The sequence below is a fragment of the Arthrobacter sp. ov407 genome (genome assembly GCF_900102895.1).
GTDB lineage: Bacteria > Actinomycetota > Actinomycetes > Actinomycetales > Micrococcaceae > Arthrobacter.
Window position 1 is genome coordinate 25021 of the sequence record NZ_FNGD01000017.1, and the last position, 17676, is coordinate 42696.

Annotated in this window: 12 protein-coding genes; 10 read left to right on the plus strand and 2 right to left on the minus strand. The window is 66.5% G+C overall.

Annotation, left to right across the window (positions count from 1 at the left end; translation table 11 throughout):
- Positions 1 to 92: 92 nt before the first annotated feature.
- On the plus strand, positions 93 to 671 hold the full coding sequence (locus BLS42_RS18140) for a hypothetical protein (RefSeq protein WP_371129615.1): 579 nt from the start codon (positions 93 to 95) through the stop codon (positions 669 to 671).
- Here BLS42_RS18140 and BLS42_RS18145 read toward each other — a convergent pair.
- Entirely contained in the window at positions 639 to 4916 is a 4278-nt protein-coding gene (locus tag BLS42_RS18145) for an FtsK/SpoIIIE domain-containing protein (protein WP_176803530.1), read from the minus strand. The two genes, BLS42_RS18140 and BLS42_RS18145, sit on opposite strands and share 33 nt — an antisense overlap.
- Positions 4917 to 5179: 263 nt before the next feature.
- Here BLS42_RS18145 and glf point away from each other — a divergent pair, with 263 nt between their 5' ends.
- The 6 genes from glf to BLS42_RS18175 all read left to right on the plus strand — a co-directional run bounded on the left by glf (position 5180) and on the right by BLS42_RS18175 (position 13200).
- On the plus strand, positions 5180 to 6367 hold the full coding sequence (gene glf, locus BLS42_RS18150; RefSeq protein ID WP_090583675.1) for a UDP-galactopyranose mutase: 1188 nt from the start codon (positions 5180 to 5182) through the stop codon (positions 6365 to 6367).
- Positions 6364 to 8379, plus strand: coding sequence for a glycosyltransferase (locus BLS42_RS18155; protein WP_090583677.1), 2016 nt, complete (start codon positions 6364 to 6366; stop codon positions 8377 to 8379). Before glf ends, BLS42_RS18155 begins: the two co-directional genes overlap by 4 nt.
- A complete protein-coding gene (locus BLS42_RS18160) occupies positions 8376 to 9266 on the plus strand; it encodes an ABC transporter permease (RefSeq protein WP_090583679.1) in 891 nt (296 codons plus the stop codon). The genes BLS42_RS18155 and BLS42_RS18160 overlap by 4 nt, the downstream gene beginning before the upstream one ends.
- Before the next feature lie 5 nt (positions 9267 to 9271).
- Complete coding sequence (locus tag BLS42_RS18165; RefSeq protein WP_256336557.1) at positions 9272 to 10024, plus strand: ABC transporter ATP-binding protein; 753 nt, start codon at positions 9272 to 9274, stop codon at positions 10022 to 10024.
- A gap of 40 nt (positions 10025 to 10064) precedes the next feature.
- The gene (locus BLS42_RS18170; protein ID WP_090583681.1) at positions 10065 to 12047 is read left to right on the plus strand and encodes a DUF6541 family protein; all 1983 of its coding nucleotides are present in this window, start codon (positions 10065 to 10067) and stop codon (positions 12045 to 12047) included.
- Between the two features lie 241 nt (positions 12048 to 12288).
- Entirely contained in the window at positions 12289 to 13200 is a 912-nt protein-coding gene (locus tag BLS42_RS18175) for an ABC transporter substrate-binding protein (RefSeq protein WP_176803532.1), read from the plus strand.
- Positions 13201 to 13308: 108 nt separating this feature from the next.
- On the opposite strand, the gene BLS42_RS18180 is transcribed toward BLS42_RS18175, so the two are convergent.
- Positions 13309 to 15378, minus strand: coding sequence for a DUF6541 family protein (locus tag BLS42_RS18180; protein ID WP_090583684.1), 2070 nt, complete (start codon positions 15376 to 15378; stop codon positions 13309 to 13311).
- 145 nt (positions 15379 to 15523) lie between these two features.
- On the opposite strand from BLS42_RS18180, the gene BLS42_RS18185 reads away from it, so the two are divergent.
- Genes BLS42_RS18185 through BLS42_RS18195 form a run of 3 tightly spaced genes read left to right on the plus strand, consistent with a single transcriptional unit; the run spans position 15524 to position 17610 of the window.
- Complete coding sequence (locus tag BLS42_RS18185; RefSeq protein ID WP_256336558.1) at positions 15524 to 16297, plus strand: glycosyltransferase family 2 protein; 774 nt, start codon at positions 15524 to 15526, stop codon at positions 16295 to 16297.
- A gap of 3 nt (positions 16298 to 16300) precedes the next feature.
- A complete protein-coding gene (locus tag BLS42_RS18190) occupies positions 16301 to 16714 on the plus strand; it encodes a DUF2304 domain-containing protein (protein WP_090583688.1) in 414 nt (137 codons plus the stop codon).
- Positions 16714 to 17610, plus strand: coding sequence for a glycosyltransferase family 2 protein (locus BLS42_RS18195; RefSeq protein WP_090583690.1), 897 nt, complete (start codon positions 16714 to 16716; stop codon positions 17608 to 17610). Before BLS42_RS18190 ends, BLS42_RS18195 begins: the two co-directional genes overlap by 1 nt.
- Positions 17611 to 17676 lie beyond the last annotated feature (66 nt).

A 17676-nucleotide genomic window follows, 5' to 3' on the forward strand; every position in this document is an offset into this window, starting at 1 on the left:
TCGAGACCGTGAGCGATGCATCACATTCAGTGGCGGCGTCCTCACATCTAGACGACTATGTCCGGTAGTGTGCCAGTGTGTCAAGGCCCCCTGTGAACCCTGAAGACCCCCGTGACCCCAATGATGACGCCCGTGAAGAACCCGGTGAAAATCACGACGAGAGCCCCGGTGAATATCCCGGAGAAATTGGCCGCGACAGGGCCGGCGAGCATTCCGGCGAAAATTCGCTCCGGAATCCGGACGGAACCCCTGCCGGAGCCGCGGCCGCAGGCACGGTGCGACCAAAAGGAATTGCTGTCATCGCCGTCGTCGTCGCGCTGGAGGCCGCGGCGCTGCTCGTGGCCGCCGGCTGGTACGGCACCCAGCTCCTGACCGGGGCGCCGGTGCTCTCCTTCTGGGGCGCCGTCTTCACGCTGTGCCTGCTGCTGGCGTTCTCCGCATGGCTCTTTGCCGTGGCACGCTTCCTGCTCCGAGGTTTCCGTTGGCCGCGGGCCGGTGCCCTGGTGGCCCAGCTCTTCGTTCTGACCATCGGCTTCCCGACCCTGACAGGCGGCTATCCCGTGGCCGGACTGGCCATGCTGATCCCCGCCGTGACCGCGATCGTGCTCCTCTTCGACAAGCGGGTCATAGCGTTCGCCTCACGGGCAGCCGGAGCCCCGCCCGCCCTGTAACGGGCCGTCCCGGGCGGCGTGCTGCCCGGGGGAGAGCTGAGCAGGAGAACGCTGAACAGGAGAACTGGGGGCAGCGAGCTGGACCGGAGTCGCACGGCCGTCGGAAATGACGACGGCGCGTCCCGGGGGAGGACTGTTCTCCGTTTCGAACCGGACCCCGAATGGCTCGCCGTCCATGAGCCCCCGTGGGCGAATCAGGACCGCCCGTCCCTGGCTGCGCGCGGTGGCGGCCAGATCCACCCGTTGCCCAAAGGCCAGGCCAAAGCCCGCAGTGAGGATAACCCTCCAGCCAAGAGTGTTCAGGTCCGCCAGGGCGCTGTTGGCTTCGTGTGCCAGCAGGTCAGCGTCATCTGCGAGCGCAATCGCTGTCCGGTCCAGGGTGCCCGCGAGCGCACTGGCGTAGAGCCCGGACCAGTACTGGCCGGCATCAGCCCCCGGCCGCGGCGCGAGCCAAGTGCGGGTCGGGTTCATTCCCGGGAGCGCGGCCAGCAGCGTGCTTTTGCCGGAACCAGGGCCGCCGAGGACCGCGAGGACGCCACCGGCCGGCAACCGAATCTCGTGCGGCCGGAGTTCGTCTCCGCCGACCCCGAGGAGCAATGCGGCCGCCGGGACAGGGAAGTGCGCGGCGGCAGGCATGACTGCGAGCAAGGCAGCGCGTGGCGGAATCCCTTGCCCCGGTCCGGGGTTGCCGCATTGGGCCAGCACCTCGTCCACGGTCACCAACACAGGTAGCGCCTCCACCCGGAAGGGCCTCATCGAGACGGCTCCACCCGCGGGGTGCCGCCCCCCGACGGCCGTTGGTTCGAACAGTTGGGCCGCGTGCCCGGTCGCCAAAGTTGCCGGCACAAAGGCGCCGAACACGGCCACGCGGCCGGGAACGGGCTCCAACGCCGGAAGCCGCGGCCACGCAAGGCGGCCCTCGTCGGTAGAGCCTGCGGGAAAAAAGATCCGGTTGGGCAGGCCAGCGAAAAACCTCGCGGTCACGAGCTCACGCTCGCCAGAGACGATGACCGTAATCCCCGCCCGGGAACCGTCACGCACAATGTCTTGAACCAGGTCTTCAGCCCATGCCAGCGGCCCGGAACGGAATGCCGAAACCCAGGCGCCCCAGCCGCTGAGCACCAGGACCAGCCGGGGCCGCGACCGGGCCGCGGGCGCACTGAGCCGTGATGTGACTTCTTCGGCGACGCGCCGCAGCACCCTGGCGGCCCGGCGCACTTCATGCGGGCCTGCCACCGCGCCGACCCGGGGCGCCGCCGCGGCCGCGCTGAATGCACCGGCGGCGTCGAGTATGTAGAGGTGCGACTCCACGCTGCCGGCCAGGAGCTGATGGACAGCGAGGGCCAAGGCGGCATCGCCGGCCCCGGCCTCAGCGCCGACAAGGCCCAGATGCCCGTGCCGGGCAGGACTCCAACCCAACTCCGCGACGCGTTGGAGTTCCGGCAGATCCACCCGCCCGAGCCGGACCGTGTCCCGGTCGGTGTGCCCGGAACCCGGATGGGGCAGCAGGGCCGGCAGGGGATCTGCCACCGGTTGGCGGGGCGGCCGGCCGCCGAGTTCCTGCCACAGGCGCACAATGGCGTCGATGAGCGGGGCCGCCCCCTGTGCCGGAGTCAGGGCCGCGCCGCCGCTGTGAGGTTCACGGTTGGGGGAGCCCTCGGCCCGAAGAGTGGCTATTGTCGGCGGCCGCGTCATATCGTCCGAGACCGTGCGCACCGTGACTATTCCGTCTGTCCGTGCGGCGGTCCGTGGCGTGAGGGTGGCCGTCTGGAACTCCTCCGGGGGCTGTGCGCCGCGGATCAGGAACGCCCGCCCCGGACGTGCGATGGGGATGGCGGCCGCGAGCCCGGACCCCATGATGTCAAACGATTCCGGGCCGGACTGGACCCGGAGGGCGATGCAGGTGGTGACGTTGGCCCGGATATCGGCGTTCAGGGCTCCCTGCGGGCGCTGCGTGGCCATGACGAGATGGATCCCCAGTGACCGGCCGATCGCGGCAATCCGCATGAGCTCGGAGAGAGCAGCCGGCGCTTCGTCCACAAGGATCCTGAACTCGTCAACGACGATGACCAGATACGGGACGGGCGGTCCGGCCGCCGGCGAGGACTCGTAGGCCGCGAGATCAGGGGCATTCACCCGGGCGAGCAGTTCCTCCCTCCGCCGGACCTCGGCCCGCAAGGAAACGAGCGTACGCTCCACCTGCGCAGCGCCCAGATCCGTCAGCATGCCGACGCAGTGCGGGAGCCCGGTCAGCGGGCCCAAACCCGAGCCGCCCTTGAAGTCTATGAAGAGCAGGTTGATCCGGTCCGGCGGATGGCTGGCTGCGAGGCCGGCGGCAAGAGTCCGCAAGAACTCCGATTTCCCGGAACCGGTGGTCCCTGCGACCAGGAAGTGCGGACCGTCCGTCTTCAGATCGATCTCCAGGGTCCCCAGGCTCCCTGTGCCGACTGCTGTACCCAGTCCGGCCTCCGCGCCGGTCCGGGACCAGCGCCGGGAGATGTCCGGCGCCGCGAGGGGAAGGACGTCCGCCAGGCTGCAGTGCTGTGGAATGGCCGGCGGGGGAGCCATCGGAGTGTGCAGTGTGGCATTGAAACCCCGGCAAAAGCGGTCAAAGACCACGGCCGGGACCAGATCCGGGACGAAGTCCAAGGGCGGAGCCCCGGCGATGACGAGCGCGCCGCGCCGGCCAAGGACAATGCCGGGGTGTTCTGCGGGACCCTGCTCCGGCGAGCACTCGATCACCCTCCACCCGTGTGCCGCGGCCAGAGTCCGGAACGTCGGCCCTGCACCGGTGGTGTCCGGCCCGGGCGCGGCCCCTGACTGCCCGGGAGTGTCCCAGAGGATGAGGACGCCGCGGTCGAATCCCTCGCCCGGCTCGCCGGACCTGCCCGGACCGCCGGGACGGGCAACCAGCAGGGCCGCGGTGGTGGCGTCATGTGCGGACAACGTGACGCCGGGCAGGAAGCGCGCTGGCAACGGCACCGTATCCGCCGGGCCATGCAGCAGCAGGCGGGTGCTGCCGCCGAGGGGATAGGCGGCCAGTTGCAGGATGAACGAGCGCATCAGCCCGGCCACGGCGGCCGCGGAGCCGTGGATGGTCACCACCGACGGCGCCGGGTCCAAAGTCAGGGGCACCTGGCCGAGCGACGGCGGCCGGAAGCCGGAGTGGGGTGGTTCCAGCCGGATATTCGCCGCCTGGTCCGCCAGCCCGAGCCGCAGGCAGATCTCCGGCGTTTCCCCGTGGGGTGCACGGGCCGCCGGGGGCGCCCCGGCCGCGCAACCGATGGCCAGGTCCGCCACGGAAGGAGCGGCCTGCCGGCGTCGTTCCCTGTCCTGCAGGGCGGCCTCCGCCACAGCGGCCTTGAGCTCGCGGCGCTGGCGGCGGCCCGAAAGGAACGGGACGAGGGCGGACACCGCAGAGATTGCGGTAAAGGCCAGGAACATCCACATGCCGGTGAGAAGTGCCAAGCCGATCCCGATCAGGAGCGGCAGCACCGCGGCCACCGCCACGGCGGCTCGGTGGCTTGGGGCGGCGGTGCCGCGGACAACCAGCGGCGTGGCAACGCTGGCGCCGGCAAACGTCGTCACGGAATCCGCGGCAGCATGAGGCGCCGACGGCGGCCCGAGCCGGAGCGAGATGATGGAGTCGCCGCAGCGGATCGAGGACGCCGTGGTCAGCGGGGCCATTCGCACTTTCCGGCCGTCGACGCTGGTTCCGTTCGCGCTGCCGAGGTCCACGATCCTGACATCCGAGTCCGAGACGACCAGACGCGCGTGCTGCCGGGAAAGCGCTGCATCCGGGATCACGATCTCGGCACCGCTGCGTCCGATCCGCAACCGCCCCCTCCGCAACGCGACAAGCATGCCCGCGCCGGGGCCGCTGTCCACGGCGAGCAGCAACGTGGCAGTCTCCGGCTGGCCGGGCCCGGAGCGGGATGTTGCGACCGCCCCGTTAACTCGCCCAGCACCGGCAACCAGCACAGCACCGTCAACCAGCACAGCACCAGGGACCAGGGGAGGCACGCCAACGGTCATGGCGGCGAGCGGAACTCCCCGGACCGACAGCCCACCGGTCCCGTAGCGCCGGGCGATGGCGGCCTCCAGGTCCGCGCCCGGGCACGGTTCGGGGACCTCGACGGACAGCTCAATGAGCTGCCCGTCCGGCCTCGAACCTGATATGGGGGTGCTCTGCATGAGGGTGCTGGGTACCAGGGTGCTGGGTACGAGAGTGCAGTGGAAAATCATCCGTGGCATCCTTTCCTCCGTGGCGGTCCGGTTTCCACCATAGGGAGGCCTCGGCCCGGCTTCGCCCGGGAAATTGAGCCATGTGGACAACGCTTCGGAGCGAGGCGGAAACCCCCGCCAGGCGTGGCTGCCGGGCCGGTGCCTGGGGGTGGCGTCGGGTCGTGGGCGAGCCGCGATTCGCGGGTACCCGCCGCGTCTCAGGTAGGCTAGACCAGCAGACAATGCACAACATTGCGCTGCCCGCATTCGAACCAGGAGAGTTTGTGACCGCTGACCTCGTCATCGTAGGGTCGGGCTTTTTCGGCCTGACAATCGCAGAACAGGCCGCCACTGAGCTGGGCTTGAAGGTAGTCGTCATCGACCGCCGGCACCACATTGGCGGCAACGCCTACAGCGAAAAGGAAGAGCAGACCGGGATTGAGGTCCACCGCTACGGTGCCCACCTCTTCCACACGTCCAACGACCGCGTGTGGGAGTACGTGAACCGCTTCACGACGTTCACGAACTACGTCCACAAGGTCTACGGCGTGCACAAGGGCGAGGTCTACTCCCTGCCCATCAACCTGGCCACGATCAACCAGTTCTTCCGGGCCAACCTCACCCCCGGGCAGGCGCAGGAACTGATCAAGGAACAGGCCGGCGAACTGGCCGGCACCGATCCGCAGAACCTGAACGACAAGGGCATCCAGCTGATCGGCCGCCCGCTCTACGAGGCGTTCATCAAGCACTACACAGGCAAGCAGTGGCAGACGGATCCGAAGGACCTGCCCGCGGGCATCATCTCCCGCCTTCCGGTGCGTTACAACTACGACAACCGGTACTTCAATGACAAGTACGAGGGCCTTCCGACCAACGGCTACACCGCGTGGATCGAGAAGATGGCCGAACACCCCAACATCGAGGTCCGGCTCAACACGGACTTCTTCGATGAGTCCCACGAGTACAGCAAGGGCAAGGTAGTCGGCAACATCCCGGTCGTTTACACCGGACCCGTCGACCGCTACTTCGACTACGCCGAAGGCGATCTGTCCTGGCGCACCATCGACTTCGAAGAAGAGGTGCTCGACGTCGGGGACTTCCAGGGGACGTCGGTGGTGAACTACAACGACGAAGACGTCGCGTACACCCGGATTATCGAGCCGCGCCACTTCCACCCGGAGCGCGACTACCAGACGGAGAAGACCGTCGTCATGCGCGAGTTCTCCCGTGCCGCGGAGAAGGGCGACGAGCCCTACTACCCGATCAACACCCCCGCCGACCGCGACCGCCTGCTCAAGTACCGCGACCTCGCGGCCGCCGAGCGGGACGTGCTCTTCGGCGGGCGCCTCGGCACCTACAAGTACCTGGACATGCACATGGCCATCGGTTCGGCCCTGACCATGTTCGACAACAAGATCCGCCCGCACTTCGAGGCCGGCGCCAAGATTGAAAGCGGAGGAGTGGACGCATGAGCGTAGCCGTGGACGCATCGACCCGGGCTGAACAGCAGCGCGCCTTCCGGACTGTCCACCGCGTCGTGCTGCCGGTCGACGGCGACACGGACGTCCTTCCGCTGTACGTCGATTTCAACCCGGTCCAGCGCGTGGTGCAACTGTCCAAGCGCGCACTCCGCCGCGGCCGCATTTCGGCGCCGCCGACCGTTCCGGCCACCTCGCACCAGCACTCCGGCTTCATCACCGGCCGCAACAGCATGTCGCTGCCGGCGTTCCGGCGGGTCTCGCTGGGAACCTACTTCAACGCTTTCCCCGCCAGCTACTGGCGGAACCATACCGCGGTGGAGACGGTGCGGCTGACAGTCGACGTCGACGCCGAAGCAACGGTCATTGTGTACCGCTCCAGCCCCCGCGGCACGGCGAACCGGGTGGAAAGCACCCACGCCTCGCAAGGCGGCGAAGTCACCTTCGACCTGCCGCTGAAGTCGTTCGTCGACGGCGGCTGGTACTGGTTCGATCTCGTGGCCCACGGCACCCCGGTAAACCTCAGGAGTGCAGGGTGGTCCGTCCGGGAGCCCGAAGGATTCGTGCCCGGCACGCTTTCCATCGCCGTGACCACCTTCAATCGGCCAGACTACGCGCTGCGCCACATCGGAACGCTCGCCGGGGACGCCGACGTCGTCAAGATCCTAGACCGCTTCATCCTGGTGGACCAGGGGACTGACAAGGTCAGGGCCCAGCCGCAGTTCGAGGAGCAGGCGGCCGTGCTTGGTGACCGACTCAAGGTCATCGAGCAGGGCAACATCGGCGGTTCCGGCGGCTTCTCGCGCGGAATGGACGAGACCTTGAATGACGGGCGCAGCAAGTACGTCATGCTGCTTGATGACGATGTCAGCATCGAAACCGAAGGCATCCTGCGCGCCGTCAACTTCGCGGATTTCACGAGGACTCCCACCATCGTGGGCGGACACATGTTCAACCTGTACGAGCGCTCGGTGCTGCACACCTACGGCGAGCAGGTGGACGACGAACGGTACTTCTGGCGTCCCGCCGTGAACACCAAAGAGGCACACGACTTCGGCGCCAGCAACCTGCGCACCACGCCCTGGATGCACCGCCGGATCGACGTTGACTACAACGGCTGGTGGATGTGCATGATCCCCACCTCGATCGTCCGCGAGGTCGGCTACGCCCTCCCGGTCTTCATCAAGTGGGATGACGCCGAATACGGGATCCGCGCCAAGGAGCACGGCATCACCACGGTGACCCTGCCCGGCGCTGCCGTGTGGCACATGCCCTGGAGCGAAAAAGACGACACCATCGACTGGCAGGCCTACTACCACCAGCGCAACCGGTGGGTGGCCGCGCTGAGCCACTCGCCGCGGAAAAAGGGCGGCCGGATGCCGTTCGAAAGCATCGCGGTGGATGTCAGGCATCTGATCTCGATGCAGTATTCGGCTGTGGAAGTCCGGCTCAAGGCGCTCGAGGACGTGCTCAGCGGACCCGACCACCTACACTCCACGATCGCGGACAGGCTCGACTGGGTGCGAAAAACCCGCGCCGATTTCGCCGACGCCCGAATCACCGCGGACCTGCACTCGTTCCCCAGAGTCCTCAGCTCCGGCGAAGTGGATGCGGACCACGAACCGAACTACGTGGTTGAATCGCTGGTCCGGGCCGCTACCGGGCTGCTGCGCCAGCTGCGTCCCGTTCGCGAGGACGCAATGTCCAACCCCCAAGTGGCGGTCCCGGCAGTGGAGGCCCGCTGGTGGAGGCTCGCGGCACTCGACTCCGCCCTCGTTTCTTCATCGGACGGCAGCGGCGCATCCTGGTACAAGCGTGACCGGAAGCAGTTCGGAAGCATGCTCCTCCGCACGGTCCGGCTGCATATGAAGCTGATGGCCGAGTGGGACAACAACGCCCGCCGGTACAAAGACGCGCTGCCCGCCTTCACCGGCCAGGAGGCCTGGCGGGAAACCTTCGCGGCCGTCGCGGTCAAGGATCACGAGAGGGGAGAGGCGAAGATATGACCGCCACTCCATCCGGTGGCGGAACAGTGGTTTCCCCGCTGTCCACCCCCGGCGAAGGGGGAGGGCTGCGGGACGTGTTCCGCGACTGGTTCCTGCTTAAGCTCCTGGTACGCAAGGAAATCAAGGTCCGCTACCGTGGATCGGTCCTCGGACTGCTGTGGTCCTATGTGAAGCCGCTGATGCAGTTCCTTGTCTACTTTGTGGCGCTGGGCATCTTCCTGAACCTTCAGGGCAGCACCCCGAACTACGCGATCTATCTTTTCTCCGGAATCATCCTGGTGAATTTCTTCGTCGAGGTCCTCGGCAATTCGACGCGTTCGATCGTCGACAACCGGGACCTGATCCGGAAGATCTACCTGCCGCGTGAATTGTTTCCGGTCTCGACGCTCCTGGTATCGGCTATCCACTTCCTGCCCCAGACGCTGGTGCTCATCGGCGCCTGCCTGATGGCGGGCTGGGCCCCGAGCATCCTGCAGCTCGCGGCCGTGGTCCTTGCCTTCATCATCGTCGGCGTGCTGGCCACCGGATTGGGACTCCTGTTCGGAGCCGCCAACGTCTACTTCCGGGACTCCGAAAACATCGTCGACATGATCCTAATGATCGTGACCTGGGCCTCGCCGGTCCTGTACACCTGGACCATGGTGGAGCAGGCCCTCGGCCCGTACTTCTTCCTGTACCAGCTGAACCCGATGACCGTCGCGGTGGAGATCTTCCACTGGGGCTTCTGGTACCCGACGCTGAACGCCGACCAGATAGCGGCGGCTCCGGTCATGAACGGGCTCGCCTCGGTCTGGGCGCCGGTGGCGCTCGGCATCTCGCTGGTGATCCTGTTTGTCGGCCAGCTGGTCTTCCGCAAACTTTCCGTCCGTTTTGCCCAGGAGCTGTGAAAGTCATGCAGGAAAAAATGCTGGCGATAACGTGCAGGGACGTACGCAAGAAGTTCGTGCTGCGGCACACCAGATCCCTGAAGGAAGCGCTGGTCTGGTTTGTCCGCGGGCGCAAGGGCGACATGTACAAGGTCTTCGACGCGCTGCGGGACGTCTCCCTGGACGTCCACCAGGGTGAGACGGTGGCACTGCTTGGCCTCAACGGCTCGGGCAAATCGACGCTTCTCAAGCTCATCTCCGGCGTGCTGCAGCCCGACGCCGGCACCGTCCGTACGCGGGGGAGGGTCGCCGGCCTGATCGAGGTAGGCGCAGGCTTCCACCACGACCTCAGCGGCCGGGACAACGTTTACCTGAACGGTGCCATCCTTGGGATGTCGGAAAAGCAGATCAACGAAATGTTCGACTCGATCGTTGAATTCGCCGAAATCGGCGAATTCATCGACACCGAGGTGAAGTTCTACTCCTCGGGAATGTACCTGCGCCTCGCCTTTTCGATTGCGGTGCATACAGACCCGGAAATCTTCCTGATCGACGAAATCCTTGCGGTCGGTGACGAACCGTTCCAGCGCAAGTGCATCGCGAAGATCAAGGAGTTGGCGGAAGCAGGGAAGACGCTCTTTGTTGTGAGCCATGACCTCGATCTGGTATCCACCGTCTGCGAGCGGGGAGTCCTCCTCGAGCACGGCAACGTGGTCCTGGACGGGCCGGTCGACGAAGTCGTGTCGGAACTGCGACGCCGGTCGGCCGCGGCGACCTAGTCCGCCGTCCGCCGCCCCATCTCTTGAGGAGTTGCCACAGATGTCCTGGTTTGCGAGCCTGCCCGCGGTGCTGACGGCCATCCTGGTGCTGTTGGTGCCCGGCCTGGCCCTCGGCCGCGCCCTCGGCCTCAGGGCATTTGCCGTTGCCGCGCTGTCACCGGTCCTGTCGATTGCGCTGGTGTCAGTTGCGGGCCTGCTGGCCCCGTTCCTGAAAATCCCGTGGTCGCCGTTGCCGGTTGCCGCCTTGACCGCCGTCGCTGTCCTCGCGGCACTGGGCCTCCGGCGCGCGCTGCCGGCAAAGTGGCGCGGGCTTCAAACGGAGAGGCGGATCGACCCGCGGTTCTGGTGGGCCCTCGGCGGCGCCGCCCTCGGCGGCGTCATTATTTGCGCGCGGATGGTTGACGTAATCGGTTCGCCGGACCACATTTCGCAGACTTTTGACAACATCTTCCATCTGAATGCCATCCGTTTTATTGAGGACACCGGCCAGGCCTCGTCGCTGACTCTCGGTGCCATGACAGGCGGGTCGTTCTATCCGGCGGGTTGGCACGCGTTCATCTCGCTGATCGCCCAGATCTCGACGTCTTCTGTCCCGGTTGCCGTCAACGCCGGCAATATCGCCATTGCCTCCATCGCGTGGCCCCTGGGCTGCGTCTACCTCTGCCAGCAGGCCCTGGGCCAGCGCAGGGACGCGGCCGTCATCGCGGGAATCCTGTCCGCCGGGTTCGCCGCGTTTCCCCTGCTGATGATCCACTTTGGTGTCCTCTATCCCAACCTGCTGTCGCTCTCCCTGCTGCCGGCCTTGCTGGCGCTCGGCGTCCAGGCCCTGGGGCTTTCCGCGGTTCCGGAGCTCCGGGGACCCATGCCTCTGGTGGTGCTGGTGCTCGCCTCGGCCGGCGTGGCCCAGGCGCATCCCAGCACCTTCCTGGCCTGCCTGGCGTTTTTGTCGCCTGCAGTGCTGTACGTCTACGTTGATTCGGTCTTGAACTGGCGGCGGGACTGGGCCGCGAACAGGGTCAAGGCCGCTGCCTGGACCGCTGTCCTGGTCGTCGGTGCCGCGGCGGCCCTGGGGCTCTGGGTCGTCGCCCGGCCGTCGTTCGCGGCAGCGTTCTGGCCGCCGGTGCAGTCCGTTCCGAGGGCGCTGCTGCAAGTGGCGGGCAACGCGCCGTTGGGCACGTCGCCCGCCGTCGCGATGTCGGTGTTGGCCGTGCTCGGCGTCGTGCTGGCCGCCCGCCGGCGGCGCACCTGGTGGCTGATCGGCGTCCTGCTGATCGCGGCGCTGCTCTTTGTAGCCGTATCCAGCTTCCCCGCCGGGCGGCTGCGGTACCTGCTCTCCGGCACTTGGTACAGCGACAGTTACCGGCTGGCGGCCCTGCTGCCGGTGGCGGTGATAGTGCCGGCGGCCGTGGGGACAATCGCCGCCTGGACCTGGCTCCGTTCGCGGCTCGCCGCGGCGGGCAACGGCGCGGGGGATGCCGGACCGTCCCGGTCTCCGCTGCTGTCCCGGAAGCCCGTGAAGGCAACCGTGTCGGCAGCCGGCGCCGTGGCGCTGGTGGTCCTCACCCAGTTGGGTAGCGTTCCGGACATGGTCTCCCTGGCCCGCGGCAGCTATGCGCTGACGCCGGAGTCGCCGTTGCTGACATCTGACGAAGCCGCCGTCCTGTCGGAACTGGACAAGTTCGTTCCGGCGGATTCAGTCATCGCCTCGAACCCTGGGAACGGCAGTGCCCTGGGCTACGCTCTGGCGGGCAGGCGCACCATGCAACTGCACATCCTGACCAGCAATGAGAGCCCTGACGACAAAACCATCCTGGCCAGGCTGCGGGACGCTAAGACGGACCCGGAAGTCTGCCCGGCGGTGTCGCGGCTCGGCATCGGCTATGTCCTGGATTTCGGGACGCAGGAAGTCAACAACGAGCACCACCCCGCGCCCGGCCTGGCCGACCTCGAGAAGGCCGGGGTGGCCAGCGTGGTCGACGAACACGGCGAGGCCAAACTCCTGAAATTGACCGCATGCCGGTAAACAGGCTGCTCTTTTTGCACGCGATAAACTTGGACCTGTCCAGCGGGCCCGCACCATTGTTCACCACCGAAATACTGAGGATTCAAATATGGCCATGACGCCGCCGAATGGACCAACGACCGGTAGGGCGATCGGCCGGCGCGGATTCCTCGCCGCTATCGTTGCCTTGCCCCTGGCGTTGTCCGCATGCAGCGCGACCAAGGGGGGCGATGCCGTCGACGTCTCAGCCAATGCTTTCCCCTTGAGCCTCACCAACAGCTACGGGACGACGACGGTTGAGGCGCCGCCCAAGCGCGTCGTGGCGCTGAGCAGCGCCGACGCCGATGCCAGCGCCGCGCTGGGCCTGGCCCCGGTGGGGATTTCCGGCTCCGCCTCCTCGCCGTGGTTCACCGACGCGATGCGGGACATCGACGGGGCCCCTCCGTTCCTTCTCAATGACAAGGTCGCGATGCCGCTCGATGACATCCGCAACCTTGATCCGGATGTCATTTTGGCTGTCGGCGGCACTATCACCCGCGCGGACTACGACAAGCTTTCCGAGATCGCGCCGGTCGTGCTGTCCGAGTCGACGGATTCGGGCCGTGAATGGCGCCAGAGGTCGGCGCTCATCGGGAAGGTCCTTGGCCGTAGCGACGCCGCCGCGGAGCTGCAGGCCAAGACCGAGGGTGCGGTCAGGGATTCCGTCCGTGACTACGCCGGACTCAAAGGAACCACCATTCTCTTCGCTGCGGCATCGTCCGTCGACGGGGCCGACATCCAGGTCTATCCGGAAGACTCCGTGGTCTTGGGCGCGCTGAAGGATTTCGGTCTCGTTCCGGCACCGGCAATGGCCAAGGTCAAGAAAGAGGGTCGTGCCACCGGCGGCCAGAAATCGCCGGTCTCCTATGTGTGGCCGCACGAACGCGCCGACGAGCTCTCCGCGGATATCCTCGTGGCGTCCGTTAGCCAGGACGATATGGCCGATCTGCGTGTGGGCGGCAAGATCCCGGCATTGTCGACGGCCAAGCAGCCCTCCCTGTTTTACGCCGCGGGGATCGAGGATCAAGCCCTGCGGTCCGGTTCCGCGCTAGGGGTCGCCTGGGCAGGCCGGAACATTGTTCCGGAGCTGGCGAAGGCTGCGTACTACGAGGGGCAGCGCAGCGCGGGCAAGTAGCACGCAGGAAACCGAAGAGCCAGGCCGGGACAGTGTCCCGGCCTGGCTCTTTTTTGGATCGTAACCAGCCTTGCTGCTCCTCTTACCGGGGGCAGGACGGGCCGGGTGCTACCCGCAGGCGGTCACCCGGAAGAGCCGGGCGCTGCCCGCGGCCTTGACGAGCTTCACGCCTGGGGCGGTGTTGTCCGCCAGGTCGCGGACGCCCAAGAGGGGCTCGGCCCGCGGGGTGATCTCGGTGTTCCCGAAGTCGAGGGCCCAGTAGGCCTTGAGCGACTTGACCGCCGGGCATACTGCAGTGTTGTAGGCGGCTTCGTCCCAGTGGTCGAGCAGGAGCTGTTCCTCCGGGGTCCGGATGCCGAAAATATGCGGGGCCAGGGCGCGGCGGCCGGAGATGGCATAAACCAGCGAGGCGCCGGTGCGGGGGTTGCCCACCACGACGTCGCCCTCGGGCACGATGGCCGCCACCTCCTTGAGCAGTGAGACCTCGTCGGTGGACAGCAGCGAGGCCGTCGGCGTCGTGGTGAAGATGGTGCTGATCCGGTTCTGGACCCCGGAGAGGGTTCCGCCCTGGGCGCCGAGGCCAAGGGCCAGCAGCACGACGCAGCCCATGGCGATCCCGGAAGACGCCGGCAGGCGGCCAATCACACCCGACGCCGCCCGGGGGAGGGCAGCCGGCCGCTCCTTCGCCGTGGCGATCAGGGCACCCGTCAGGGCGCGGACGCGCCAGGTCACCCATTCGGCCCCGAGCACGACGACGGGGAGTGTCACCACCGGGAGCAGTGCGGCGAGCCTGAAGCTGTCTGTGTACCAGACTCCGGTGAGGAAATTGCGGAAGAAGCCATTGCTCCAGCTGGAAACCACCAGGTAAAGCACGGCGCCGACGGCGTACATGCCGGCGACCCACCAGTAGCGGCGCAGCTGGCGTGCGACGACGTACAGCCCCACGATGGTCAGGACCAGCATGACCCAGGCGGTCGTGGTCCCCATCGGCGCGCTGCCCAGGATTTCACCGATGGCCCGTGCGTTGGTCTGGAACGGGGTCCAGCCGGCGGAGCTGAGGCTGGGGCGCGCGACCACCCAGACGGCAGTGGTGGCCAGCAGGTACGCGACCGTGAACGCCAGCCACAGGCGCGGCTGCCGCCGTGAGACCAAGCCTTCCCTCGCGGCGCTCCACGAGCGGATTAGACGGCCGATTACAACGGGCGTGGCAAATCCGAGCAGGGCTACCAAAGTGCTGGGGTGCGAAAGGGCGAGGCCCGGAACGGTGGCAGCAAGAGCCAGTACGGGTGCCAGCGGTGACCCCGGGGGCGTGCGCGACATTCCAAGCGCCTCAATGGCCAATCCAAGCACTGCCGGGAGAAGGGCGATGGCTGCGTGGTTCGGGTAGAGGACGCCGAAGCCCACCATGAGATACGGGAACCCGCTGAACCCGGCCGAGAGGATTCCCGCCGCGAGCAGCGGGAACGGCCGGTAGCCCACGATCCGGCTGATCATGAACACGCAGGCGAGCGGCCACACGATGGCGCCGGTGACGATGGTTCCAACGTTAACAGCGGCCATGACGGACGGGGCGCCGAGCATCAGGACCAGCGCCATGGAGTCATGCATGGCCGCCGGGTACAGGCCCTGGGACGCGGCCGTGAGGTTGCCCAAGGTCAGCGTCGAGCCGTTCTGGGTATCGGCGATGTAGCGGATGGCATTGAGGTGGTAAATGTTGTCGAACGTCTCGGAGAAGCTGTCCGGGGATCCGAAGCCCCCGATGTAGCGAAGGCTGATGATCGCGGCCGGAATGACGACGGCGGCAGGAATCGCCAGGCGCGCCAGCCAGACACCCGTGTCAGCGGAGGAAAGCGGGAAGTTCGCTCCCAGGAACCCGGTAAACCGGGTACCGGTCGCTTCGGAACCGGCCGCTGAACGGCGTCGGCGGCGGATCAGCCTGAACACTGCCACGGCGGCCGCCGCGAGGACGCTGACCGTGAAATAGGTCACTGGGTTAAAAGGGAGCTTCAGGTACGGCAAGATGATGGCTGTCATGCCGGAGACGGACGCCGATACGGGAGCGGCCAAGGCCGCCAGGTTCAACCGGCGAAGACCGGCAGCTGCCAGGATCATCAAACCGGGAAGGAAGTAAACCAGCGCAGTCGCTGCCAGCGTAGGAAGTGTTTCCCACCAAGTCATTGATCCAGTCTCCTAAGTTTCAGGACCAACCCTACAAGTATGCGGACGACGTCACGAATCCGACCGTGGGCGCCGCGGCGCGCCACGGGGCGGTAGCGGAGGGCCGGGAGGGGGCGGCAGTTGCACGTTGCTATACTTTCAAACCATGGGTAACTCACAGCGTTCCGGCGTTTTAATTGTCATGCCGGCTTGGAACGAGGCCGAGGCCATCGGCAACACCATCCGGAATGTCCTGGCTGTAGTCCCCCAGCACGATGTCCTCGTCGTCGACGACGGCTCAAGGGACGATACTCCGAGGATTGCCCGGGAAGCCGGTGCAACGGTCCTGCGTCTGCCTTTCAACCTGGGTGTCGGAGGGGCGATGCGGGCAGGATTCAAGTACGCCCTCCGCAACGGCTATAACTCGGTCATCCAGGTGGACGCGGACGGCCAGCACGATCCGCACGACATCGACCGCGTTCTGGCGGGGCTGGAGTACGCTGACATCTCGATCGGCGCCCGCTTCGCTGGTAAGGGAAATTACGGCGCCAAGGGCCCCCGCCGCTGGGCCATGTTCTTCCTCGCCAAGGTCATCTCGGCGGTCGCCGGGACGCAGTTGACGGACGTCACCTCGGGGTTCCGCGCCGCAAACGAAACCGCGCTACAGCAGTACATTTCGCATTTCCCGGCCGAATACCTGGGGGACACCATCGATTCGCTGGTCGTGGCGGTCAAGTCCGGCTGCCGCGTGACCCAGGTGCCCGTCGAAATGAAAGAACGGCAGGCCGGCACCCCCAGCCAGGGGCCCATCAAAGCATCCATTTATCTTGCGCGCTCGGGCCTGGTCCTGTGTTTCGCACTGGCCCGACGCCGGACTCCGCGCGCGGCCGAACTATATGCGCCGCTGTCCGGCGACATTGCCGGAGAGGGAAGTGCCTAAGGCATGAACGTTGCAGGTTCCTTGATTTTTTCCATCGTGATGGTGGCAGTAGTCCTCATAATGCTTCGCAACGGCCGGTTGCGGGAGAAGTACGCCATCCTGTGGCTGGTCATCGGCACGCTGACCATCATTCTGGGCATCTTCCCCAGACTCCTCAACTGGGCAGCCGCGCTAGTCGGCGTGGTCGTTCCGTCCAACCTGCTGTTCGCCCTGGCGATCCTGCTGCTCGTGGGCGTCAGCCTGCACGTTTCGCGCGAACTCACCATTCTTGAGGATGAGACCCGCATTCTTGCCGAAGAAGTTGCCATCCTGCGATCCTCCGTGGAACGACTCCAGCAGGAATCCAAACCAATCCAGCCGACGGCAGGCGAGGCCGCGACGGCTTCCGCCGTGCCGCCAACCGAGAGAAGAAAATAGTGACAATTGACGTAATGTTCCCGTACTACGGGGACGTAGCCATGATGAAGGCTGCTGTTTCCTCCGTACTCGCACAGGACGACAAGGACTTCCGCTTCACGATTGTGGACGATGGCTATCCGGATGACACCCTGCCGGACTACTTTGCCGGCCTCGTAGCTGCCGACGGCCGGGTCCGGTACCACCGCAACGAGGTCAACCTCGGGGCCAACGGCAACTACAAGAAGTGCGTAGGTCTGGTTGAGCACGACATTGTTGTCATCATGGGCGCCGATGACCTGATGCTGCCGAACTACCTGAGCACGGTGCGCAAGGCCTTCCAGGACCCGGAAGTCAGCATTGTCCAGCCGGGCGTCGAGGTCATCGACGAGAACGGCTCCGTGTACCAGCCGCTGGGTGACTCAGTTAAGCAGTTCCTCCGCCACAAGCTGGTGGGCAAGACGTCGGAAGCGATCGTCGCCGGCGAAGCCATCGCGCAAAGCCTTATGGTGGGCGACTGGCTGTACTTCCCCTCGGTCGCCTGGCGCGCCGACGCCATCAAGAAGCATGACTTCCGCCCCCAGTACGACGTCGTCCAGGACCTTGCGCTGGCCGTCGACATCATCCTCAGCGGCGGCAAGATGGCCGTCGTGGACACGGTCTGCTTCCAGTACCGCCGCCACCGGGAGTCCGACTCATCGGTCCGGGCGCTGGACGGCCGGCGGTTCGCCGAAGAGCGTGCCTTCTTTGACGAGTGCGTCCGGGACTTTGCCGCCAAGGGCTGGAACGCGGCAGCCCGCGCCGCGCGCTTGCACCTGACGTCCCGGCTGAACGCCGTGTCCCTGACGCCGAAGGTGGTCTCGAAGGGAATGTGGCCGGGCCTGCGCAAGCTGGCCACGCACGCCGTCAGGCCCTGACCATCCGAGCCCGCCGCCTGGAGCGGCGGTGGTGATCCCGATCGACAACTTAAGGTGCCGCTCAGT